Origin of the sequence: Erwinia sp. MYb375 (genome assembly GCF_037479175.1) — a bacterium.
In the GTDB taxonomy this organism is placed as follows: Bacteria; Pseudomonadota; Gammaproteobacteria; order Enterobacterales; family Enterobacteriaceae; genus Erwinia; species Erwinia rhapontici.
Genome location: NZ_JBBGZS010000011.1, coordinates 481,955 through 505,369, shown reverse-complemented (window position 1 = coordinate 505,369; position 23,415 = coordinate 481,955). Strand labels below are relative to the sequence as shown.

Sequence of the window (23,415 nt, the reverse complement as noted above, 5' to 3'; positions counted from 1 at the left end):
TCAAACCAGGGCAATATGCAGTTTTTCCAGCAGCTGGCACATCTCTTCGTCGGGCCACGCATCCACCACCAGCGTGCTGGCCAGCGAGAGATCGCCGATGGCAAAGGCCGAGGCAGAGTTCAGTTTTTCCTGCGATACCAGCACCACGGTTTCTGCGGCCCGCTCTGCCAGCGCCCGTTTTACGCAGGCCTCTTCATAGTTTCCCGTGGTTAGCCCGGCGCTTTTGTGTACCCCGGTCACCCCCATAAAAAACAGATCGGCATTGATGCGGCGTATCCCTTCCATCATCGCCGCACCGACCGTCACCACCGAATGCTTGTAGAGTTGCCCGCCAATGATAATCACCTCAATCAACGGATAATCCACCAGCCCGACTGCCACGCCCGGACTGTGCGTGACCACGGTAAAGGCCCGATCCCTCGGCAGCAACGTGATCATCTCAGCCGTGGTCGTGCCACCGTCGATCATCACTACCTGACCGGGCTGGATCAGTGCGGCCGCTTTCTCCGCCACCCGCCGTTTTGACGCCATCTGCACGCTTTTTCTCGTTTCGAAGGGGGCAATCGCGGCAGACACCGGCAGCGCACCGCCGTGAACGCGTTGCAGCAATCCTTCTGCCGCTAACTCTCTCAAATCCCGACGAATAGAGTCTTCTGATACGGAAAAATACTGGCTCAGTTCACGCGAAAGTACCTGCTTTTCGCGATCGAGCATGGCCAGGATCTGCTGTTTGCGCTGACTGGAAAGCACGATTCCCCCTTCACGATTGATCTTGATATTGCACGATTATGCATGTTAGCGTGTTTTATGTCACCACAATAAGGGCATAAACATGCAAAACATGCAGGAACGCGTACGCAACATCCGCGAGCAGCTGCTGTCGGATAACTGGTACACCCTGAAAAAATACACGTTTGAACTGCTGCGCCGCGACGGCAGCTGGCAGGAGCAAAGCCGGGAATCCTACGATCGCGGTAACGGCGCCGTGGTGCTGTTGTACCACAAAGCCCGAAAAACCGTGGTACTGACACGGCAGTTTCGCTTCCCCATTTTCGTCAACGGACATCACGGTTTTCTGATTGAAGCCACCGCAGGCCTGCTGGATAACGCCTCGCCGGAAGCGCGCATTATTGCCGAAGCCGAAGAAGAAACCGGCTTTCGCATCACGCACATCGAAAAGGTGTTCGAATCCTATATGAGCCCCGGTTCAGTGACAGAAAAACTGTTTTTCTTTATCGCCTAATATTCTGACGACGATCGTCAGGGAAGCGGCGGTGGCGTCGCGGAGGAAGGGGAAGATATCGAAGTACTGGAGTGGCCCTTTTCCCGTGCACTGGACGCCGTGCGCAGCGGCGAAATTATGGATGCCAAAACCATCATGCTGATCCAGCACCTGGCCCTTAACCCCATTTTTTAGGAAACCCTTATGAAATCACTGCAAATTTTAGTGGCAGGCCCGGTACGCAGCGGCACAGGCGACCGTGAAGACTTAATCCATGCCAACCTTGAACGTATGGAACAGGCAGCCTTAGCCATTTACCAGAAAGGGCATATTCCGCTGATTGGCGAGTGGCTGGCGTTTCCACTGGCACGGATTGCCGGGTCGCAGAAGATTGGCGATGCGATCAGTGAAGCGTATTTATATCCGGTCGCACATCGACTTATCGGCCACTGTGATGCCATTCTGCGTTTACCGGGGGAGTCACGCGGAGCCGATAACGACGTACGCATTGGCCATGAGCTGGGGCTGACGATTTATCAGCATCTGGATGAGATTGCACAAGTTTAATCGTGCCGGGGTGGCATTGAAATAAACGCCACCCCTGGTTAATCAGAAACTGATATCGGCGGCCAGGCCACCCATTAACGCATCCTGAACCTGACGCACGCCGCCCGGTTTAGTCACAACTTGCAGGTTGGGACGTATATTCAGCCAGCGGGTGGCCTTCGCGTTGTAATAGAGTTCATAGTTCCATTCCGCGCCCTGTTGCAGGGGCAGATAAGCAGGATTATGATAATCACTCACGCCGTTTGCGGCGTTCTGCCCCTCACGCATCTTTGTGTAGTCGCTGTTAACATGGATACGGGCCATGCCGATGCCGATCTCATCCGCGGGACGGGCATCAAAGGGCCCTTTCCACGCCAGTGCCAGCGACTGATAATTGTCCATCTTCGCCGTACGATGGTCGTTCATCACATACTGGAAACTCACGCTCAGACCACGCTTGTTATCACCGTCCATCGCGAACAACTGCTGCTCGGCCAGCAGATAGCCGCCGTAAGCACGTCGGTTATGCTGATACTCCCCATCCTTAAACGAGTGAAAATCCCCGCCCTCGGTGGAACTGTAGAACATCCCCAGCCGATAATTACCCTGAAGTTTGTCCTGCCCCAGCTGCGGCTTCCAGCCCAGTTCAACCGGGATCAGGTTTCCTTCGCCGTGGCCCATATCAAAACGAAATCCGTTCGCTTTTGTGTCGTTGGCACGGTTCTGGTTATAGACCCCGACCTGGAAATAAACGTCTTCGGGCAGATTGAGTTTGAACCGCCCTCCCCACTGCGATACCGGGGCGTTAAACCAGCGGTCGTTACGCCAGTGGCCCGGCTGACCGCCGCCCATCGCCCAGTTCTGGAACATTCCGACGCTGGCCGTATCGAAATCTTCGTTGGTGGTGACGCGGCCCAGCTTCACTTCCAGCCAGTGATCAAACAGCGACTGATTGAGCCAGAACTGCGTCAGACGCAGATAGTCCCCGCGTGCCGAAATACCCTGTACGTTAGACAGGCCACCGGTTCGCGGATCGTTAATATAGGGCGTAAGATTTTGCCCGTTGCGGTTGGTCAGCGTCACCTGAAACTGACCGCCCTGCCAGTTCATCAGTTTATCCAGATCGAGCTTACTGCCGAACGTCCACTGATCGGCATAGCGCATCGTGGTGCTGGTACGGTAGCCGCCGGCCAGGTTGGCTGCCGACTGCGTGGTATAGTCCACCTGGAAATCCACGCCTTCATCCGCCAGATGTTTGCGGTAGCCCGCCCAGTCACCGAGCAGCCACGGGGAATCCGGGTCAAAAGGGGCATCATTCGCAAACACAGGCGCGGCAAGAAAGAGAAGACTGCAGGAGAAACGGGTGAGAACGGTTGTGCGCGACGCTCTGCACGTTAAGGCTGATTTATCCATATCACTGATCCTGAAAAGGGGGTGAACAACCCGGCACACCGCCAGAGTCGGGGCAGATCATTTGCCCGGCGCTAATACATCATATTTCAGAAACAGAACCCCATTAAAAACGTGCGAAAAACCGCCGACAGCACACGATGCTGGCGAGCCAGAGAATTCCTGGGAGATGGAGTTGTGTGCATTCTGGTGAATGCACTGCTGATATGTGAGGACCTGGGGATGAAGCCGGCTTGAGAACAGGCTCATCCCGGCTTAAAGGGCCGGGGTGATTTACATTTATTACCCTATCGCTCTGGCGCAGAAAAATTTCATCATGCAGAATCAGCGTAAAGTGTCTTCATTGAGATTAAAGATCATGAGTAAAAAACACTCAGACATCAGCAAATTTTTAAGTTATGTTTTACGCCATCAACCTGAATCTATTGGTTTAACATTAGATAGCGAAGGTTGGACAGATATCGATACATTGATTGCCTGTGCAAAAAATGACAGTAAAAACCTCACTCGAGAGACTATTCTGTCCATTGTTGAAAGCAGTGATAAGAAACGATTTTCACTCTCAGAAGATGGATTGAAGATCCGAGCCGTACAGGGACATTCATCACAGCAGGTTGATATCAATTATCAAGAAAGCACGCCTCCTGACGTTTTATACCACGGCACGGCCACACGGTTTCTTGAGTCGATACTAATACAGGGATTAATCCCTGGATCGCGCCAGTATGTGCATTTATCTGCGGATGAAGCGACAGCATACAGCGTCGGGAAACGGCATGGTAAACCCGTTGTCCTGAAAATAGATGCCCGGGTAATGTTTAAGCAGGGCGTTAAATTTTATCAGGCAGATAATGGGGTCTGGCTGACGAAAGCGGTAGCCAATACGTTTATTATTCAGTGAAATTGTAAATTTCGATAACATATTTGAGTGCATGGTCTCAAGAGAAAGGTCGGAAATCATCTGTTTGATCCGTCGTTTCTCGTCCTCCAGATCTTTTATATTTTTAATATAAGATGTCACCATAATTAGACTTCGAGTTGTCTGGTAATCACCTCCCGCTCGTGCGAACCTGAACATCCGTTGACGCGCGACAGATGCTGGAGCGAACCGCTGCCCTGTGGGATAAAGCGCAGCAGGAGCTGTGCATTCTGACTGAATGAATATAACATTGAGCGCCCCCATGAATCCCTGAATAACCTGACACAGGAAGAATACCGGCTGATGGCTGGAAAACCGAAAATATCAAAAAAATATGTGGTATTAAAACAGGTGTACTGATAAGTCACCCCACACTTAATCCACCATACGTAATACCCGTCATCCCCCGCTTCGTTCTTAACTACGGAGCAGGTCAGCAACTGATGAGTTTATGGCCGATTACAACCGACGATTTGCGAAATCTCACCCGCATGACTTTGATGTCCATCGGCCACTTGAAAATCATCCACCCAGCTTACGGCTGGTTAAAAGATTGCTCCTGTCGCCGACCACGTCACCGGACGGCACCTTACATAGTCAGGAGTCCACATGTTTGGGGTGCAGTCTAAATATGTCGGGACTCTTCTAACTCAGAGCATTTTTCTTTTCTTCGTAATCTTGTAAATATTTTTCAATAGGGTATGCAGTTCCAAGTTCATGTACTTCACCCGTATCCTTATCAACTATAAATGGCGAATTACCTGCGAGCTGCGAAGAAAACTCCCCAGTTTCAAGGTATTCTCGAGATTGAAAACAAAAAAACCACCCTTCAGAAAAACGTCCATGCAGGGTAATAACAACCGGAATATCAGTATCTTTTAGATATTCTGTCGCTTTTTCTACAGCCTCTTCATAACTAACCATTAATTAGTCCTCAATAACTGGAATGATTCAAACTTGCTGAGATTAGCAGGTTTACCTGTTTGCCCATCAAGGAATCGGACTGTTCCGTTTTGGTTTACAACATTAAACACGTGTCCAGGTTGACCTGGTCCATATGAACCAAAAACAATCCCTCTGGAACCAGAACCTGCACTTGCCATTTGCTGTGTAATACTTTCGGGCGAAGAAATATACTTAAATTTAGTACCGTATTGTTTTTCCAAAACGGTCAAAGGAATACCGTTTTTATGGTTTACAGGCAACGCCGATGCAGGATTTCCAGCCAGAGTAGCATCGGTGGCAACAGAGCAGTTTACACAATTATGTGTTCTACCCGGTTCTGGGTATCCTGGATTAACGTTTTTAATAGAGCCAGCAGTTTCTCCGTGCGCTCCAATTCCCTTCATGCCATACACCGCGCCACCAATCGCCGCAGCGGTGTGCACCCCCGCCATGCTGGTATACAACGTTGAAGCCGTTTCTAAGCTGACGCCCCAGTTAGTGGCGATGGTCTGGATGTCTTTCGCTTTCTGCGCCTGCGCATCTGCTGTCGCATATTGCCACAGCAGATTATCGACTTTATCAGCACCCTCTTTATAAACACTGGCCATGGTGCCGATGTACTGACCATCAAGCTGGGCATCGTAACTCTTGCCCATTGCCGCCAGTTCCTGACGCATCCCCCTACAGTCCGCTGATGACAGATTCTTGCACGCCGCATCAATCGCTGCATCGAATGCTTTATCCTTCACATTCAGGTCAGTGACCAGTTTCTCTGCCTGTGCTTTCTTATCGCCTTCCAGATACGGTAGCGCCCATTTAGCATCCTGTCGTGTCTTATCATCGGGGGCTGACAGCGCATTATTATCCACCGCATTCTTGCCCGCAAGCGCTCCGGTCGTTGCGGCTGCCGAGCTGTTGCCTGCTACCGCCCCCGCGGCTCCGGCGGCAAGCGTGCCCAGCAGGCTCAGCTGCTCTTTGTCCGCCTGCGACAGTCTGGCAATCTCCTCTGGCGTGCTGGCGTGATAAAACGCTTCGGCAATAAAGCGTGTGGCCAGCTCACCGCTGAACGCTCCGGCGGCACCCGCGGCGGCATTGCCTCCCGACATCTGCGCCGCCACCGCACCCCACACGGCATGCGCCATCGCGTTGGCAACCACATTCGTGTTGCCGCCGGCATCGGTGGTTTGCGCTTTGATGACCTGCGCCACCAGTGGGTTGGCCGCTCCGGCAACCGCCTGTGAAATATTTCCGTTAACCAGTCCCTGAAGCACACCGCTTACTGCCTGAACCACCATCTGGTTCTTGCTGCCCACGCCGTAATCGGACATGGCTTTCTGATAGGCATCGCTTTCTCGTAATCCGGCCAGCCATTTGGCCCTTTCTTTTTCTGTCGCGTTATCTTTAAGCGGTGCAGCGCCTTTTTTCGCCTCTTCCAGCCCTTTGATATCGCCCATCGTGTTCACGATGCTAACCATCTGGCCGGTGATTTCCCCCACCGCCTGTGCCGTCTGTAAACGCTTCTGCTCTTTCTCTTTATCAAAAATCGGGCTGATGCTGCCGTTGGCCGAGGCAGTATCACGGCTCAGGCTGGCAACGTTCTGCTGTTGGTTAGCCATATCGCGGATAACAATCGTGCCCTGTTCTACCGCAGACTGAGTGGTGCCTTCCGCATGCCCCTTGCCGTTGAGCCCCGCCAGCAGCGTGCTGGCCGAGTTCGACAGCACGTTGCCCAGCATCTGGCCGCCCATCGACCCGCCGTTGCTCATGCCGGCGCTGATCCCGCTATGGCTGACCTTATAGTCGGCTTCATTCCCCAGGTCGCTGAAGCCCAGCGTGCCGGTTTCCAGGCGATTGTTATCTGCCCCTGCCTGGCTGGCAATCACTGCTCCGTTCAGCTGGGTGTGGTCGCCGACCTGAATATCGAACCCGCCCTTGCCCGCATAGATACCGCTCTGCTCCATGACGCTGTCATAGGTGCTGTGCATTTTGTCCTGGCTGGCATTGATATAGCCGGACGCCGTCATCGACCCAAAGGTGAAGCTGCCACCGGCGCCAAAGCTGGTCTGCTTCGAATCGTAGCGATCGCTGTCCTGCTGGCTGGTGATGGTCAGGTTGCGCCCGACATCGGCGCTGACCTTATTACCGTTCACCTGAGCGCCGGTTAACGTGGTGTCACGTCCGCTGTTCAGCGAGACGTTGCCACCGCTGTCGAGGGTGGTTTCACTCCACTGCGTCCCGTTACCGGTGTCTTTGCCTTTCGCGCCGTTGACACTGGCAAAGATGCTCAACCCGGCGCTGCCGTTGCCCACGCCAAAACTGATGCCCACGCCGCCGCCGCCGCTGGAGTTACTGCCCGTGGATTGCTGCGTATTGGCCGCGCCGGTTAACAGGATGTCATTCGCCGCCGTCAGCGTGGTGTCGCCGCCCGCTTTCAGCTGGCTGCCGCCGATAGCGATATCCCCGCTGTTAGCCGATTGACCTTTACCCGTCGCGGTAATCGCCAGGTTCTGCCCCGCATTCAGGGTCGAACCGGATACCGCATCACTCACCTGCTGCGACTGGGATTTAGACTTCTGCGTGGTCAGCGAAATACTGATGCCAATGCCGCTATTCGGGTCGCCGCTGACCTGCGCCTGCTGGCTGGCCAGTTTTGCCTGCACCCCTGAGAGCGCGGTTTTTGTCGCCTGCAGGGCCGCCAGACGACTGTCACTTTCCCCTTTCGCCGCCTGTGCAGTGGCGATGGCATTGTTGATTGCTTCACCGACTGCGCCGGAGAGCGCCAGCGTAATCCCCGTGGATTTTTGCTCGAATCGCTCGTCCGCGGTGCGCTTATCATGACCCGGCGCGATAACCACGCTGTCACCGTTGACCGTTAACGATTGACCCGCCACCAGGTCAGCACCGCTGATCTTCACGCCGTCAGCCGCGCTGACCGTCACATTGCCCCCGGTGCTGCCGACGGTACTGACGCTCTGGCTCTGGGTCGTGCCCTTCACTTTTAAGTCATGCTTCTGGCTAGAGGTGCCGATGGTGATACCAATCCCACCCGTACCCATCAGCCCGCTTTTTTTCGTTTCACTGAAACGCCAGCTGGAGTCCGTGTTGGTCGCGGCAACAATATCGATATTACTGGCCGCTTTCAGGGTCACGTTGTCGTCCCCCACCACCTGCGATCCTTTCACCAGGATATTTTTACCGGCCTCCACGCTGACGTTATCACCGCTCAGCAGGGTGCCTTTCTCCGAAGTCGAATAGTCCTCTTTGATGGTGTGGGTGGTTTTTTTGCTAAGGAATCCTTTTTTGGTTTTCGTCTCTTCTTTGTAGAAATAATCACTCTCGGTGGCCGTCGTCAGGTTGACGTCATTCCCCGCGTTCAGGGCAATATCCTGCTGTGCCGTCACCTGGGTGGCCGCGCTGTTAATATCCCGCCCCGCCTGCACCGCAGTATTGCCGCCGCTGGCAATCTCCGTGCCCTGCTGGCGCACCGCTTCGTGGATTTCCGTACGTTCGCTGCTGCGGTAGCTGTCACCTTTAGTGGTGGTGGCCGCCAGCAGATTCACATCCCTGCCCGCCTGTAATGTCACATCGTTATCGGCCACCAGGCCTGCCGCCTGGCTGTTCAGATCGCGGCCTGCCCTGAGCGTCAGATCATTGCCGCTGGTCAGCGTGGTGCGATCCTGACCGGTGACATGGTTTTCCCCTTTGCCCTTGCTGCTGCGCTGCGCGGTGTCTGCTGCATTCAGGTTGAGGTCATGCCCTGCCGACAGCGACAGATCCTTTGTCGCACTGATGGCGCTGGCGGTGGCGCTGAGATCGTTTCCGGCATTGAGCGTTAATGAACCACCCGCAGAGAGATTGCTGCCGACGCTGTCGACCTTGCCGCTGCTGGCGATGTTTTTGCCTGCATACCCGGTATAGCGACTGCTGCTGGACGTCTGATTGGCATTGATAGCAATATCGCCTGTCGCATCCAGTTTCAGATCGCCGCCTGCCGCCACCTTACTGCCGGTGACCGTAATATCCTTGCCCGCTTTCAGCGTTACGCCCTGCTGTGCGCTCATCGTTGCCGTTGTGCCCAGCTGGGTCTGGCTCATTGCCGCACCGGAGCCAAACCAGCCTTTGCTACTGGCGTTCCACTGCGTGGCCAGCGTCTGGTTATTAATGCTGCCGTCGAGGCTCTCGAGCGTCAGGGTTTTACCGCTGATAGCCGAACCGATATTGTTGATATCGCCCAGTGCGCTGAGGTTCATATCCCCGGCAGCGCTAATCAGGCCAGCGTTCAGGTTACTGATGCTGTTCTGGCTGTTGATATTCAAATCGGTTTTGGCGGCCAGCGTGCTGCCGTTGTTGTTAAGTGTTCCGGCGTTGAGTTCCACCGAGTTAGCGGCAATCACGCTGCCGCTGTTGACGGTAACATCCTTCGGCGACAGATAGAGCTTAGGCACCATCACGGTTTCGCCGTTAATCTGCGTCGCTTCCCACCAGACAATGCTGTGCTCAAGCGCAGCGACCTGTTTGGCATCCAGCGATACGCCAAATTTTAATCCCAGCGACTGCTGTGCACTGGCGGCGTTATCCAGCAGATAGCGCATCTGTTCCAGGTCAGAACCCACCCCGTTCAGATAGCGGTTGCCGGTCTGGTTAAGCAGCGCATTGCTGACATAGCGAGTATCAAAGGCCGCATCGCCCAGCAGACGATAGTCGTAGTCAGGCTTAAGATTGAGGCGATCCAGCAGGTAGGACGATCCAAGGAACTGTTTCTGGTCGGTGTAAGCACTGCGCGTTTCCTGCGGTGCGCTGCCCGGCTGTTTACCCAGTAATGCATTCAGATCGCCAAACAGGTTGTGATCCAGCTTGCCCAGCCCGTCGAGCTGTGGGTTGGTGACGATCAGATACGGGCTTTTGGGATCGCTGGCAGGAACAAAATAGCCGTTATTGCCGGTGGGCAGCGGCCACGCGCTGGTATCCACACCCTGAGCCACTGGCTGCTGCAACGAGGCCGGGTTTTTGGTAAACAGCGAAGTGCCGTTGTTATTATTCGTGCGCTGATCGGCCAGCGTCGCCAGCGGCTGACCGTTGCTGTCCAGGGCTTTGCCACCACTCATTTGTTGCAGGGCGGACTGTATCTGCGACTGCCACTGGGGTGAATTAACCGTCACTTTTTCAGTGCCGGACAGAGCCTGTTGTTGCACAGTACTGCCGATACCCTGCTGGCTGAGGGTATTGAGCACGGGTTTTGCCAGGGTACTGGTGATCGTGCCGGTATTGGCACGGGTAGTCGTATTGCTGATGTTACTGGTGAAGCTGGCGGTCAGTGCACCACCGGCCTGGATCACGGCCGTGTAAGCCGTTCCGGATTTGGTTGTAAACTCAGGCCCTCCGCTAATTTCAAAACGGAAATTACCCGACGTAATAGGTCTTCCACCTCCTGCTATGTCAGTTTTATTAACATAGGTCTGGTATCGCGAAATGATTCCGTTTTCTACGGAATCATTGTTAAGCTGATTTCCCGTGAGCTTAATCCTGTTGCCTGCCAGTAGCGAACTTGCATTATTTTCAAGATCGCCCGCTCTTACAATAAGATCACCCGCTGCGGCAATACGTGATGCCCCGCCATTTGCGGTGGCTGTTATTGATTCTGTACTAACCAACTGCTTACGAGTTTTATCTTCTTTATTTTTCAAACTGGCCGTATAGCTATTGTGACAACTATCATTACGCCCACCACCACACCCGCTCATATTCTCGTAAAGAATATCCTGTGGGTTAAAACTGCTTAACGGCACATCAACATAGCCCGCACTGGCATCGATTATATTAGTAATCTGGCGAACAACGGTCAGCCCGTCGCGCTGATTAAGCAGATGCGCGGTGGCCATCGTAATATCGCCGTTGCGCGTCTCAATGGTGCCGGAGGTGTTAATGATTTCACTGTTGGCATTGCCTGCGGCATCACGCTGCATCCACAGGTTATTGTCAGCGAGGATATCGCCGCGCTGGTTGCGGATGCTGTTGGCCTGCAGACGCATATCCTGGCCGGCATAGAGTAAGGCTGTGTTAATGATGCTGCCCGGTGCCGTCAGCGTCAGTGACCCACTGGTTCCGGTAAAGCCGGCGACATTGATATCGCCGCGGCTGGTCAGCGAGATATCGCCCCCGCCCTGCACGCTCCCGGCGTCATTGAGGTTGATCTGGCTACCGCTCAGGGTACTGGTTCGAGTGCCGGAGGTGATTTTCCCACTGTTGCTGAGGAGGCTCCCCGCGCTGAGGTTAACGCCCTGCCCCTGCATCACGCCCTGGTTGTCGATGGCACCGTTGCTGATGATCGTCAGCTGATTGCCTGCCGCCAGTGTGCCGCGATGCGTGAAGGCGTTAGCCAGTGTGGCCGTCACATCCCCAAGGGCCACCAGTTGACCGGTGGGGGAGAGTTGGTTGGCCTTCAGCGTCAGATTACCGCCACTCAGCAGTTTGCCGCCGCCCTGTTGCTCGACATTTGCGGCAGTGACATCTAGCTGCTGGTTGCCGAGCACGGTGCCGCTGTTGTTCAGTTGCTGATAGTTAACCGTCAGTCGATCGCCCTGGACACTGCCCTGATTGATCAGACTATTGCCGGTAAAGGCGCCCTGCTGTTGCGCCAGCAGCGTGCCTGTATTCTCTACCTGCGCCGCCTTAAGCAGTAGATCGGTCGCCTGTAACCAGCCCCCGTTATTCAGCTGCGACGCGTTAAACGTCAAATCATCGCTGAAAAGGAGTTTTCCGTTATTCTGTGCCGTTCCGGTGATATCCAGCCGGGTCTGTTTCCCCCCCTGAATCACACCGTCGTTGGTCATCTGCGCCGCCTGCAGCGTCAGCGCCTGCTGGCTGAACAGTATCCCGTTCTGATGATTGGTCAGGCGATCGCCGAGGACCAGCGTCAGGCCGTTATCCCCCTGTAACCTGCCGCTGTTCTCCAGCGTGCTGCCGTTCATGGCCAGCGTGTTGCCCTGAATACGGCCAGCATTCTCTATTGAGGTCGCATTCACGCCCAGCGCACCGCCGCTTAACAACGATCCGGCCTGCTGCTGTTTTAGCGCACCCGTCAGGCCCAGGGTCAGGTTATCCACCCCACTGATGGTGCCCTGGTTATCCAGCGCATCGGCCGTCAGCGCGAGATTTTTAGCCGTCCACTGCCCCTGATTGCTGAGGGTGGCGGCATGCAGTAACGCTTCACCCTGCGCACCGATCTGGCTGTTGGCAGCGGAGGTCAGCGTATCACTCAGCTGCAACTCCAGGCTGTCGGCGCTCTGTATGCGGCCCTGATTGCTCAGCGTGCGGGCGTTGGCGACAATATCCTGCGCCTGCCAGATGCCGTCATTACTCAGGCTGTCGCCGTTTATTCTCAGAGTGCCCTGGGTCAGCAGCTTACCGCTGCCGCTATAAATACGTTGCACTGCTGGTGTTGCCGCCAGCGCCATGCGTGCCACAGCGGCGGGGAGAGAGCCGAGGGTCAGGGCCTGCAACCCCACCAGCGTGCCGTTGTTGGTCAGCGTTGCGGCGTCTACCGCCAGCGTGCTGCCCTGCACCGCGCCCTGATTAGTGAAGCCAGTGGCACGCAGCGTCACGGCATCTTCGCCGAGCAGCTTGCCGGTATTGTTCAGCGTCGCAGCATCAAGCTGAATGCCGCCCTGGCTTAAAATCTCACCCGTATTCGCCAGCGTATCCCCGACCTGTGCCGAGATGCCTGCGCTGCCGATGGCCGTTCCGAGGTGCTGCCAGCTCTGCGCCGTGACGCTAACCTGCGCCCCCTGCAGGGTGCCGTCAGTGGTCAGCGTATGGCTGCTGAGTTCCAGCATGCCGCCGCTCAGGGCCTGCCCGCTGGCGCTCTGCGTCAGTTGCCCGGCGGTGACGCCAAGGTGTTGATTACCCTGCCACAGGCCGCTATTGCGGAGGACATTACCGCTGAGTGCCAGATCCTGCGCGGTAATTTTTCCCGTATTCAGTAAGCTGTCTGCGCTGACCTTGCCGTCTGCCAGGCTACGGATCTGTCCACTGTTATCCAGCGAGGTGCTGTCAAGCGTCAGCCGCTCATCGCCCTGCATCAGGCCGCCGTTGATCAATGACGTCGCGTTCAGCGCCAGCGTGCGACCTGCCAGCAGCTGGCCCTGGTTATTCAGCTCGCGCGCCGTCACATCCAGCGCTTCACTGATTTGCAGTAGCCCGTCGTTGCGCAGACTGTCAAGCGTCAGCGTCAGTCCGCCGGAATCAATCAGCGCACCGCTGGCAGTATTGACCAGCTGCCGTGTGCCTAGCGTCAGTGCGCGGTTAGCCTGCAACAGGCCGCTGTTGGTCAGCGTCTGCGCAACCGTCAGTTCTCCCTGATGGTTCATCAACAGCGTACCGCTGTTATTGAGATTGGTGCTGCTCAGTACCAGGTGACCGGCTTGCAACTGACCACCATTATTCAGCGTGGTGCTGGTCAGTTCGGCGCGGTCGCCACTCACCAGAGTGCCACCCGTGAGGTTATCGATCGTTGCGCTGTTCACCACCAGCGTATTATCACCCTGCATCCAGCCACGGTTCACCAGGCTGGCACTGTTCAGAGTCAGAGCAGGCGTGACCATCTGCCCGTCATTCACCACCGTTGCCGCATCAATGGCCAGACTGCGGGTGGCATTCACCTCCGCTCCCTGCTGGTTAGCAAACTGCTGAACCAGCGTCAGGGCCAGCACCGCCCCCTGAAGCGCACCGCCGTTGTTCAGGCTATCGCCGTCGATGCTCAGCGCGCCATCCGAGACCATATCGCCCTGGCTGGTGATAGTGTGCGCCTTCAGGGCCAGACTGTCGTTGCCCTGCAAGGTGCCACTGTTTTCGATGCGATCGCCCGAAACATGCAGTGTCGCCGCCGCTATCTGTCCGGCATTATCCAGTGACTGGCTGACGGTCGTCAGCTGCCCCTGTGCCAGCAGCAGGCCACCCTGCTGATTGTGCAGATCGAGATAATCCGCGCTGAGATTGTGCGCGTTAATTTCACCGCGGTTAAACAGGCTGTCGCCGCTCAGGGTCAGATCGCCATCGCTGGCGATCAGCCCGGCGTTATTCAGCCGTGCGGGACTCAGTGCAAGGTCACCTGCGCTGTGCAGCGTGGCACCCTGTAGGTTATCGAACAGATCGGTCTGCAATTGCAGGCTGTGGCTGCCATCCAGCAGGCCGCCGTTGGTGAGGTGCTGTGTGCTGAGCGACAGTTCGGGCGCCACCAGGGTGCCGTGGTTTTTCAGGTTGTCGGCGGTCAGGGCGATGCGCGCCGCGTTACTTTTGCCGTTATGGTTCAGGGTGGTGGCGTTGACGATGAGGTCACCGCGCGCGGCGTGGGTGCCGTTCAGCGTCGCCTGCTGCGCCGCCAGTTTGAGGTTACCGCCGCTTTGTACCTGCGCAGTGCTCTGGGTCGTCAGCGTCCCGGCATTCAGCGTCAGATCGCCGTCTGCGTTAACCTCCCCGCCCAGCTGCATCTGGTCGGCCTGCAGGTCAATCGCCTGCTGGCTGGTGATGCGTGCGCCCTGCTGCTGATTCAAACCGTCGCCGCTTAAATACACGCCGCGATCGCCCGACAGCAGTCCCTGCTGCTCCAGTTGCCCGGCATGAATCGACAGTAAACCGTCGCTGAGTATTTCTCCCTGAGCGCCCTGTGTCAGCCTGTCGCTGAGGGTCAGGCTGGCCTTCGTTCTGGCACTGAGCGTGCCGTTCTGCTCAAGCCGGTCGCCAGTGAGGGTTAACGACCCGCCGCTCAACATCTTTCCCTGATTTTTCAGCTGGCTGCCGCTGACCGTCAGGTCGCCGCTGCTCTGCATTGTGCCGCTGTTACGTTGCGTGGTGGCGCGGGCATTCAGGTTTCGGCTGGCATTCAGCGCACCGCGGTTATCCAGCGCGTCCGCGTTAAGCGTAAGATCCTGTCCGGCGGTCATCTGACCCTGCTGCGAGAGCAGGGTGGTCGCGGTGGCACGGATATCTCCGGCTGCGTTCGCCTGGCTGGCGCTATCCAGCGTCAGCGCATCGCCGCTGAGCTGAATATCCCGGCCCGCCGTCAGTTTGCCGCTCTCCAGAGCCGCTGTTTTCCCGGCGCTGATTATCACATCCCGATCGCTGACCAGCGCCGTGTTTTTCAGCGCCACGTCACCGTCACTGCTGACCGTGATGTCGCCTCCGGCTTTATGATCGCCGCTGAGCGCGACCGTCCCGGCCCGGACGCTGAGCGCCCCGCTGGCCAGACTGTTGTTCACCGTCAGTTTGCCGCTGGCATCCAGGATGATATCCCCCTGACGGGCATTAAGGTTGCCAAGGTTCACCCCCACGCCTTTGTCACTCGACACCAGGCGGATGCGGTTGGCGTACATGCCGCCCAGCGCGCCCGTATCCACCGCCACCGAGGGCTGCGGGTCCTGAGATCCCTGCGCAGTGACCTTGCCCTGCGCATCAACGCGGTTCGATCCGGCAATCACCGTCAGATCCCGGGCATGGATATCGGCGTTGATTTCAGTGGCGCGTGCGATAATGGACAGCGCATCGCTCTGGCTGGCATTCAGCCCCTGCCCTTCAACGATGATAGTGCCTTTAGAAACCGCCAGGCTGCTGACATTACCCTGGCTGTCAAAGGTTGGTTTCCCGGTGGTTAACGTCACCTGCGGCGTGTTGATAAAGCCGCAGCCGTTACAGGTGATCCCGTACGGGTTAACCACCATCACGTTCGCGGCCTTGCCCGCCACCTCGGTAAAGCCCTGCAGCTGCGAGCGGTTGCCGCCAACCACCTCATTGATGATCCCGCGCGCCTCTTTTCCTGCCTTCAGGTTCGGGTTGTTCTGGATCAGCCCGCCCAGCTGGGTCTGCGTCAGCCTGTCGGTGGCGTTATTGAGGATCAGCCCCGGTTTGCCGACATTGTAATCACTGAACTGGTTATGGGAGATCCCTGCCTGGTTTGGCGTGGCGATATTCAGCACCGGTACGCCGTTGGCCGCCTTGTCCATCTGGCTGCCCGGGGTCACCGGGGTGATGGCGGCAGCCACCGCTGGCAGCAGCGGCTGCCCGGCAATCAGCGTACAAATCAGATAACTCAGCAGACGCTGAGAACGGCGAACCGGTTGCTGATGATTGTCCATAATCCTGGCCTCTTAAAAAATCAGTGAGATGCGGTACTGCACGGTGAGGTGATCGGGCGCCAGCCAGTCCGGATAATCCAGCGGCGTGCCAACGGTAAACTGCGTGGAGAAATAGCGCTGACTGGTGGTCAGGCCAACGGCGCTGCCCCACAGGGTGCCCGCCGCCCAAGGGTCGAGGCGGTCGCTGTGCAGCCAGCCACCGTCCAGCGCCGCCAGCGCGCTGACCTGCCCCAGACCCGGCAGGGTAAACAGGGCGTAGTTCAGCTCATTACGCCAGTAGCCCCCGTTATCCCCGGAGAGATACTGCTCTTTAAAGCCGCGTACCGAGCTTTCACCTCCCAGCGTCAGGCGCTCGCTGCCGTACAGACGGTCCGGTGACCACTGGCCGTAAAAGCTGCTTAACCACCACAGGCTTTGGGTGACAGGGAGCTGATAGCTGCCGTTCAGGCTCCATTTACGAAATTCTGCCTTCGGCAGATCGCCGTTTTTCCCCTCATCGCTTTCCGCCGAAAACCACGGCATTCCCCGCGTGAACATCGGGTTCAGGGTGGCGATACCTCCGCCCAGCTTCTGCGTATGATTAATACCGATTTGCAGGCTGGAGAGTTTGCGGCTGCTGCTCTGCAACAGCGCATCGTTCAGCCAGTTACGACTGATGCGATGAGTAATGCCGAAAGACAGGCCGGTTTTGATATCGCTGTTGCGGTACAGCCCCTGATAAAGACCGAGCCGGTGGGTTTTGGTGTCACCGCGTGACAGCCAGTCAAAGCCGTTGTTGTTGATGGTGCTGAGGTAGTTGCTCCAGCTGTAGCTGTAGTCCAGCAGGCCGTAGCCATAAGGCACGCTGACCCCGGCCTGGAAATTTTGCGCATCGCGTGCGCTGGAAAATGCCGAGCTGCGGCCACCGCTGATAAACCAGCGGTCAGCCAGGCCCAGCGGATTGTTTGCCGTCAGCGCCCCGCTGAGTTGCCCGGTGCCGGTACTTTTCTGCCCGCTGTTATCCAAGCCCGCGGAGAGACTGAGCGGAAACTCCGGGGTGGCGGTCAGATTCACCACCGAGTACCCCGGCTGGTCAGCAGGCAGGATTTCAATCTGAACCGGCGTGGTACGCAGGCGATTGATCTGTTCCATTCCCTGTTCGATATCGCGCAGATTAAGGATTTTTCCTTCGAGCCCAGGGAAAGCCATATTCAGTTCACGCGCCGGGGAACCGTCAAGACGAATATGCTGTAATTTGCCTTCCAGCACCGCCAGCGTTAATTCCCCCCCGGAGAGATCCTGTTCGGGAATAAACGCGCGGCTGGTGATATAGCCACGGCTGATATACCAGTCGGAGATGCTGTGGGTGAGCTGGCTGATACTGGCCATGTCCAGACATGAACCCTGCCAGGGTGCCAGCAACTGCTGCTGGTGACGGGGGGAAATCAACGTCACGCCGGTCAGACGCAGCGTATTAACCCTGAAGCAGGGGCCGGCAGAGGGCAGCACCGGGCGCGGAGGCTGCGCGGACGGTAACGCCGTGCTGCGCTCCAGCTCATCACGCTGCTGCTGGTTTTGATCGAGGATTTGCTGCTGTTGCTGGCGTACGGCGTCACGATCGGCCGGGCTGAGCATGGCCGCTGAAAGAGTAAAACACGCACCCGTCAGCAGTAATGCCGTCAGTGTCCTTACCGGGGTTAACATCATCATGATATAAGTTAAATAAATGTGAGTAGGGGGAAAATTCAATGCGCACAGATTACCTGCTGTGAAATAAGAATAAACTTAATTCATTCAGTTTGAATACTCCCTCCAGTAATTTACGTTAAGTCAACAACACAGGCTGATTTAATTAAAATAGAAAAGATGAAAAATAATAAAGGCCGTTTACTCCTGATGTATTTAAGTAAAATTTACCCGTTCAAATATTGACCAGATATCGCTAAGCGACAGAAATTCTTGTCAATCGGCCTCATGCACGGTACACAAAATTTCTTCTTTACCGCCTTGCATCCTGACGCACAGCGACAACAATTACTCTTTACCAATAAAACCAGGGAGATGACCATGACACTTTATGCCACGCTGGAAGAAGCCATTGATACGGCACGTGAAGAGTACCTTGCTGCCAATCCGGAGGTCGACGAAGATGACGCCGCGGTGAATCAGTTCAATCTGCAAAAGTTTGTGATGCAGGATGGGGACATTATGTGGCAGGCGGAGTTTCTCACCGAGGATGGAGATGAAGGCGAGCTTGTGTCGCTGTACAGCGGTGAAGCCGCGCAGGCCATTTTTGACGGTGATTTCGACGAGGTCGAGTTACGAAGCGAATGGTTGCCTGAAAATACCCTGCATGAATGGGATGAAGGGGAATTCCAGCTTGAGCCACCTGCCGACAGTGAAGAAGCTGAAGCGGCAGCAGAAGAGTGGGAAGACAATAATACGGATGCCGATAACCGTGCCTGAGGTACGGTAAAAGGGATTACTCGTACGGACCGTGGTGCGCATCCACCGGTAACAACAAGGTATCCACCACCAGCGACAGCGGCAGGTCGATAATGGTGATCACGCGCCACGCCGTATCACGCACATCCCACTGTACGCCGGGATAATACTGATTGCCGTGCCCCTGTCCGGGCACGGTTCTGCTGATAATACTGCCACACCCGCTCAGTACCAGCACACTGACTGCCAACATCACACCGCGTAAAAACATGCTCACCACATTATTCCCGAATAAAAAACGCACTATCTTACCGTCTGTACATCACAGCGCCATAGCACTCAATGCAAAAAAAACGTAAAAAAGCCGGGACACAAGGCCCCGGCTTTTATCTTCCCGCCTGACGGGCTGACCGGAAAAGAAGGTCAGCCTCTACAAGATCGGGTATGCCATCACGTAGAGGTCGGGCATGCCCGACCCGCATACTATTTAGCGTTATTCAGCGCCAGTGGATTCAGTTTCAACGTATGGTAATGATCTAACCAGTCGTGATACTTATCGGCGTGCTGCCACAGGCGGTAATGCATGCGTGACAACGTGACCGGGTCGCTTAACAACGCCAGGCGCTGATCGCGGTCCAGCTTCGCTGGCGATTCACTGAGTGCCTGCTCAATACGACGGTCACGGGCGAAGTCGAGGATATCGCTCTTCAGGTGACGCGATGTCGCCATGGCGCTGGCCAGTGCGTTAAACGAGGGGTGGAACATGGCGTGCATAAAGCCATTATCCAGCTCACGTTCGCGGTTCAGCTCAACGTAACGATCCGTATCCACCAGTTCCTGCGGCGGGCTGAACTCTTCCGGTATCAGGAACAGTTTACCGCGCTTCGATGCCTGACCGAGCGTACGACGGCTGGACCATACCGAAACAAACGGAGACAGGATCAGCGAGAAGACAATCGGCGACAGCCACCAGAGGAAGTTAAGATCCAGCCAGCCCATACCGCCCGCCCAGACCAGGCCAAGCAGCATCTGCGAACCGTGGCGCTTAAAGGCTTCACTCCATGGCGTAGCATCATCGTCACGCTGCGGTGAGTTCCACACCACTTCCCAACCGAGGAAGGCACTGACCACAAACACCGTATGGAACAGCATGCGCACCGGTGCCAGCAGCACGGAGAACAGCATTTCCAGGAACAGGGAAGCCAGTACGCGCAGCGCACCACCGTAAGGTTTCGCGCCCTTGAACCACACCAGCACAATACTCAGCAGCTTCGGCAGGAACAACAGCACCAGCGTGGTGGAGAACAGCGCTATCGCCAGTTCCGGACGCCACTGCGGCCACACCGGGAACAGCTGGCGCGGTTGCAGGAAGTACTGCGGCTCCATCAGCGTATGCACCACCTGAAGAGCAGTGGAGAGCGCCAGGAACATAAACCACAGCGGTGCTGACAGATAAGACATCACGCCCGTCAGGAACACCGCACGGTGGACCGGGTGCATCCCTTTCACCAGGAACAGACGGAAGTTCATCAGGTTACCGTGGCACCAGCGACGGTCACGCTTCAGTTCATCCAGCAGGTTTGGCGGCAGTTCTTCATAAGAACCCGGCAGATCGTAAGCGATCCACACCCCCCAGCCTGCACGGCGCATCAGGGCCGCTTCCACAAAGTCATGGGACAGGATGGAACCGGCAAACGAGCCCTCGCCCGGCAATGGCGCCAGCGCACAGTGTTCGATAAACGGCTGCACGCGAATAATCGCGTTATGGCCCCAGTAGTGCGACTCACCCAACTGCCAGAAGTGCAGACCGGCGGTAAACAGCGGACCGTAAACGCGTGTCGCAAACTGCTGACAGCGCGCATACAGCGTATCCATACCCGACGCTTTTGGTGATGACTGGATGATGCCCGCTTTTGGGTTCGCTTCCATCATGCGCACCAGACCGTTCAGACAGTCACCGCTCATCACACTGTCGGCATCCAGTACGACCATGTAGCTGTACTGGCTGCCCCAACGGCGGCAGAAGTCATCGATGTTGCCGGATTTGCGTTTCACGCGGCGACGACGGCGGCGATAGAAAATACGCCCTTCCCCACCGACATCACGCACCAGCTCCATCCAGGCCTTCTGTTCAGCCATGGCGATATCCGGATTGTAACTGTCGCTGAGGATATACACATCGTAGTTCGCCTGCTCACCGGTACGCACCACAGATTCCCATGTGGCACGCAGACCGGCAAATACACGCCCGACATCTTCATTACAGATGGGCATGATCAGCGCGGTGCGGTGTTCCGGGTTAATCGGTTCGTCGCCGTTGGTCAGATACGAAATACTGTATTTGTCCTTGCCGATCATCAGTTGCAGGAAGCCCATCAGTGCCGTCCAGAACCCCGCAGATACCCAGAGGAACAGGATGGCAAACAGGAACAGGATCCCGGTCTGCAACACATAAGGCAGGATCTGCAACACCGACTGCTGCCAGTTCTGGTTGATCATCTCCATAGGATCGATCAACGCCCAGCCCTGGTAAGGCAGAATGGTTTTCATATACCAGGTGGCCACCACCGTCTGGAAGACGGAGAGGAACAGCAGAATATAACGACGAATAGAGCCAACATGGCGCCATTTGTCTTCATTTTTCTGCTCTTCGCGGCTGTCGTAACGCGGTGTGCTTTTACGCCCACGCAGGGAATCCCATGCACGCGCCACCGGGTTGGTCCGCCACTCTTCCGGATACATAGAAGAACGGGTGTGTTTCGGCATCGCTTTCAGCGTGGTGCGATCCAGCGCGTCTTTGTCAAACTGACGACCGCCATCAACAGAGTCAGGCCAGCTCATCTCGACACGCGCTTTTACCGATTCCTGCGGAGCATCATCGGGGCGCGTTTCGACCGGGCCGTCTTCGGCCAGCTGATAGTGCAACTGGCTGAAGGTATCGGACGGCTGTTCTGGCAACGCATCACGCAGCGCCCCTTTCCGCTCCGGGGAAAGGGGCAGCGCATCGATATATTCGTTGGGTATTACGGTAGACTTATTCATTGGCAGGCAACTGATTGCTCCAGGTTTCCGTCAGCGTTTTGTCACCGTTAACCAGTGCAGCACGCATCTCGGTCGGCTGTTTATTGTCTTTAACACGAACACGCAGCACCAGACGCCAGCCTTTGGTGACCGGGTTATAGCGCACGCTGTTTTCTACCAGCTCACCATTATTACCGATGCTCACCTGCGGCGTGACCGGGGTGTTTTCCGGCAGCTTGCTCATGTCCGGGCCAACAAAGTCGACGATAAACGCCACTGTGCCGTCTGGCTGACGCACCAGATTAGACTGTTTCACATCACCCAGAGAACGCAGCGTGCTTTTCACATAGGCGGTATCCGGCGTATGCAGCTGGCTTTCGTCACGTGTAAAGTGCAGGCGATAGGCAAACTTCATCTCTTTGCCTGGCTCTGGCAGACTTTCCGGGGTCCAGAATGCCACGATGTTGTCGTTAGTTTCATCGCTGGTTGGGATTTCGACCAGCTCAACGCGGCCTTTACCCCAGTCACCCTTAGGCTCGATCCAGCCGCTTGGGCGCAGATCGTAGCGGTCATCCAGATCCTGATACTTATCGAAATCACGGCCACGTTGCAGCAGACCGAAACCACGTGGGTTTTCCACGGTGAAGGTGCTGACGGCCAGGTGTTTTGGATTATTCAGCGGACGCCAGATCCATTCACCGTTGCCGGCATGGATCGACAGGCCGTTGGAATCATGCAGCGCCGGGCGGTAGTTCGCCACAGGAGACGGCTGGTTCGCACCGAACAGATACATGCTGGTTAACGGAGCCACGCCCAGTTTGCCCACTTTGTCACGCAGGTAGACTTTTGACTGCACATCAACGGTGCTGTCTTTACCTGGGGTGATCAGAAAACGATAGGCGCCAGTCGCACGCGGCGAATCCAGCAGCGCATAGATCACCAGATGTTTATCCTGCGGCTTCGGACGCTCAATCCAGAACTGTTTGAAGCGCGGGAACTCTTCACCGGACGGCAATGCCGTATCGATGGCCAGACCACGGGCAGACAGACCATATACCTGGCCCTGACCAATCACGCGGAAGTAGCTGGCACCCAGGAAGCTGGAAATCTCGTCTTTCTTATCTTTACTGTTCAGCGGGTACAGCACTTTAAAACCGGCAAAACCGAGGTTTTTCACGGTATCCGGATCGTGCTTCACATTGCCGAAATTGAAATATTCCGGAGAGTATTTGATCTCGCGAACGCTGTTAGCCGTCACTTCATTGAGGCGTACCGGCGTATCGAAGTACATACCCTGATGGTAAAACTCAAGTTTGAAAGGGGTCTTCAACTTGTTCCAATAGGCTTTTTCATGATTGAACTGGATCTGCTGATAGTCGGCATACTTCATATCCCGCAGCTGTGACGGTAGGTTACTTTTTGGCGCTTCAAAGCCTTTACCGGCTAACTCTTTCGCCTGTTTTGCCACATCGTCAATGTTGAAAGCCCAACTGGTGTTGGCATACATTGAAAGCAAAACTGCCGCGCCAACCCAGCGCAATTTCATCAGTTTTGGTTTATTGTTCATTTTAGTTCGCACATCCCCCCCTTTCGGGTGCTTAAATCAATGGATCCATCTTAAAGGATAATTCAGCATTCCGACAGCCTGAGCCCGTATTTGTTCCACTATTCCGAGTGGCTAATAGCCCGATTCTCAAGCGTTTAGCGGAAACAGATTCGGCTGATAGTATACGCGGGTTTGCTCTATTAAAGTAAGCGGTAAGCTTTAGACTGGTTCAGGGTGAACCGGGTGATTAACTTGT

The 23,415-nt window shown here is 55.9% G+C and carries 12 protein-coding genes and 1 pseudogene; 4 read left to right on the top strand and 9 right to left on the bottom strand.

Going from position 1 to position 23,415, the window contains the following annotated elements; genetic code table 11:
- Nucleotides 1–750, bottom strand: a complete 750-nt coding sequence (locus WH279_RS04810) for a DeoR/GlpR family DNA-binding transcription regulator (protein ID WP_159337089.1) — start codon at nt 748–750, stop codon at nt 1–3.
- Nucleotides 751–832: 82 nt separating this feature from the next.
- Here WH279_RS04810 and WH279_RS04805 point away from each other — a divergent pair.
- Nucleotides 833–1,417 (top strand): annotated as a pseudogene (locus WH279_RS04805) (GDP-mannose pyrophosphatase).
- A gap of 9 nt (nt 1,418–1,426) precedes the next feature.
- Nucleotides 1,427–1,789 (top strand): NUDIX hydrolase, encoded by a 363-nt coding sequence (locus WH279_RS04800; RefSeq protein ID WP_133840928.1) that lies wholly within the window; start codon nt 1,427–1,429, stop codon nt 1,787–1,789.
- Nucleotides 1,790–1,831: 42 nt separating this feature from the next.
- Here the strand turns inward: WH279_RS04800 and WH279_RS04795 are convergent, their stop codons facing one another.
- Complete coding sequence (locus tag WH279_RS04795; protein WP_339455168.1) at nt 1,832–3,181, bottom strand: carbohydrate porin; 1,350 nt, start codon at nt 3,179–3,181, stop codon at nt 1,832–1,834.
- A 355-nt stretch (nt 3,182–3,536) separates the two neighbouring features.
- On the opposite strand from WH279_RS04795, the gene WH279_RS04790 reads away from it, so the two are divergent.
- Entirely contained in the window at nt 3,537–4,079 is a 543-nt protein-coding gene (locus WH279_RS04790; protein ID WP_339455231.1) for an RNA 2'-phosphotransferase, read from the top strand.
- 125 nt (nt 4,080–4,204) lie between these two features.
- Here the strand turns inward: WH279_RS04790 and WH279_RS04785 are convergent, their stop codons facing one another.
- The 4 genes from WH279_RS04785 to WH279_RS04770 all read right to left on the bottom strand — a co-directional run bounded on the left by WH279_RS04785 (nt 4,205) and on the right by WH279_RS04770 (nt 17,857).
- Entirely contained in the window at nt 4,205–4,348 is a 144-nt protein-coding gene (locus WH279_RS04785; RefSeq protein ID WP_339455167.1) for a hypothetical protein, read from the bottom strand.
- Nucleotides 4,349–4,742: 394 nt separating this feature from the next.
- On the bottom strand, nt 4,743–5,021 hold the full coding sequence (locus WH279_RS04780; protein WP_339455166.1) for a YrhB domain-containing protein: 279 nt from the start codon (nt 5,019–5,021) through the stop codon (nt 4,743–4,745).
- The gene (locus WH279_RS04775; protein ID WP_339455165.1) at nt 5,021–16,168 is read right to left on the bottom strand and encodes a hemagglutinin repeat-containing protein; all 11,148 of its coding nucleotides are present in this window, start codon (nt 16,166–16,168) and stop codon (nt 5,021–5,023) included. Before WH279_RS04775 ends, WH279_RS04780 begins: the two co-directional genes overlap by 1 nt.
- 12 nt (nt 16,169–16,180) lie before the next feature.
- Nucleotides 16,181–17,857 carry a ShlB/FhaC/HecB family hemolysin secretion/activation protein gene (locus tag WH279_RS04770; RefSeq protein WP_445235218.1) on the bottom strand — a complete coding sequence of 559 codons (1,677 nt, stop codon included), beginning with the start codon at nt 17,855–17,857 and terminating at the stop codon, nt 16,181–16,183.
- Nucleotides 17,858–18,214: 357 nt separating this feature from the next.
- On the opposite strand from WH279_RS04770, the gene WH279_RS04765 reads away from it, so the two are divergent.
- The gene (locus WH279_RS04765) at nt 18,215–18,613 is read left to right on the top strand and encodes a MysB family protein (protein WP_167864368.1); all 399 of its coding nucleotides are present in this window, start codon (nt 18,215–18,217) and stop codon (nt 18,611–18,613) included.
- Nucleotides 18,614–18,629: 16 nt separating this feature from the next.
- Here WH279_RS04765 and WH279_RS04760 read toward each other — a convergent pair whose 3' ends face one another.
- The 3 genes from WH279_RS04760 to WH279_RS04750 form a co-directional block, all read right to left on the bottom strand.
- Nucleotides 18,630–18,863, bottom strand: coding sequence for a YceK/YidQ family lipoprotein (locus WH279_RS04760; protein ID WP_234472169.1), 234 nt, complete (start codon nt 18,861–18,863; stop codon nt 18,630–18,632).
- A 212-nt stretch (nt 18,864–19,075) separates the two neighbouring features.
- Nucleotides 19,076–21,634 (bottom strand): glucans biosynthesis glucosyltransferase MdoH, encoded by a 2,559-nt coding sequence (gene mdoH / locus WH279_RS04755; protein ID WP_339455164.1) that lies wholly within the window; start codon nt 21,632–21,634, stop codon nt 19,076–19,078.
- On the bottom strand, nt 21,627–23,162 hold the full coding sequence (locus tag WH279_RS04750; RefSeq protein ID WP_171149442.1) for a glucan biosynthesis protein G: 1,536 nt from the start codon (nt 23,160–23,162) through the stop codon (nt 21,627–21,629). Before WH279_RS04750 ends, mdoH begins: the two co-directional genes overlap by 8 nt.
- Between the last annotated feature and the right edge of the window lie 253 nt (nt 23,163–23,415).

Excerpts from the sequence above, each read along its gene's own strand:
- WH279_RS04800 (WP_133840928.1), top strand. The coding sequence starts at position 1,427 with ATGAAATCACTGCAAATTTTAGTGGCAGGCCCGGTACGCAGCGGCACA.
- WH279_RS04795 (WP_339455168.1), bottom strand. The coding sequence starts at position 3,181 with ATGGATAAATCAGCCTTAACGTGCAGAGCGTCGCGCACAACCGTTCTC.
- WH279_RS04790 (WP_339455231.1), top strand. The coding sequence starts at position 3,537 with ATGAGTAAAAAACACTCAGACATCAGCAAATTTTTAAGTTATGTTTTA.
- WH279_RS04785 (WP_339455167.1), bottom strand. The coding sequence starts at position 4,348 with ATGTTATATTCATTCAGTCAGAATGCACAGCTCCTGCTGCGCTTTATC.
- WH279_RS04780 (WP_339455166.1), bottom strand. The coding sequence starts at position 5,021 with ATGGTTAGTTATGAAGAGGCTGTAGAAAAAGCGACAGAATATCTAAAA.
- WH279_RS04775 (WP_339455165.1), bottom strand. The coding sequence starts at position 16,168 with ATGGACAATCATCAGCAACCGGTTCGCCGTTCTCAGCGTCTGCTGAGT.
- WH279_RS04770 (WP_445235218.1), bottom strand. The coding sequence starts at position 17,857 with ATGATGATGTTAACCCCGGTAAGGACACTGACGGCATTACTGCTGACG.
- WH279_RS04765 (WP_167864368.1), top strand. The coding sequence starts at position 18,215 with ATGACACTTTATGCCACGCTGGAAGAAGCCATTGATACGGCACGTGAA.
- WH279_RS04760 (WP_234472169.1), bottom strand. The coding sequence starts at position 18,863 with ATGTTTTTACGCGGTGTGATGTTGGCAGTCAGTGTGCTGGTACTGAGC.
- mdoH (WP_339455164.1), bottom strand. The coding sequence starts at position 21,634 with ATGAATAAGTCTACCGTAATACCCAACGAATATATCGATGCGCTGCCC.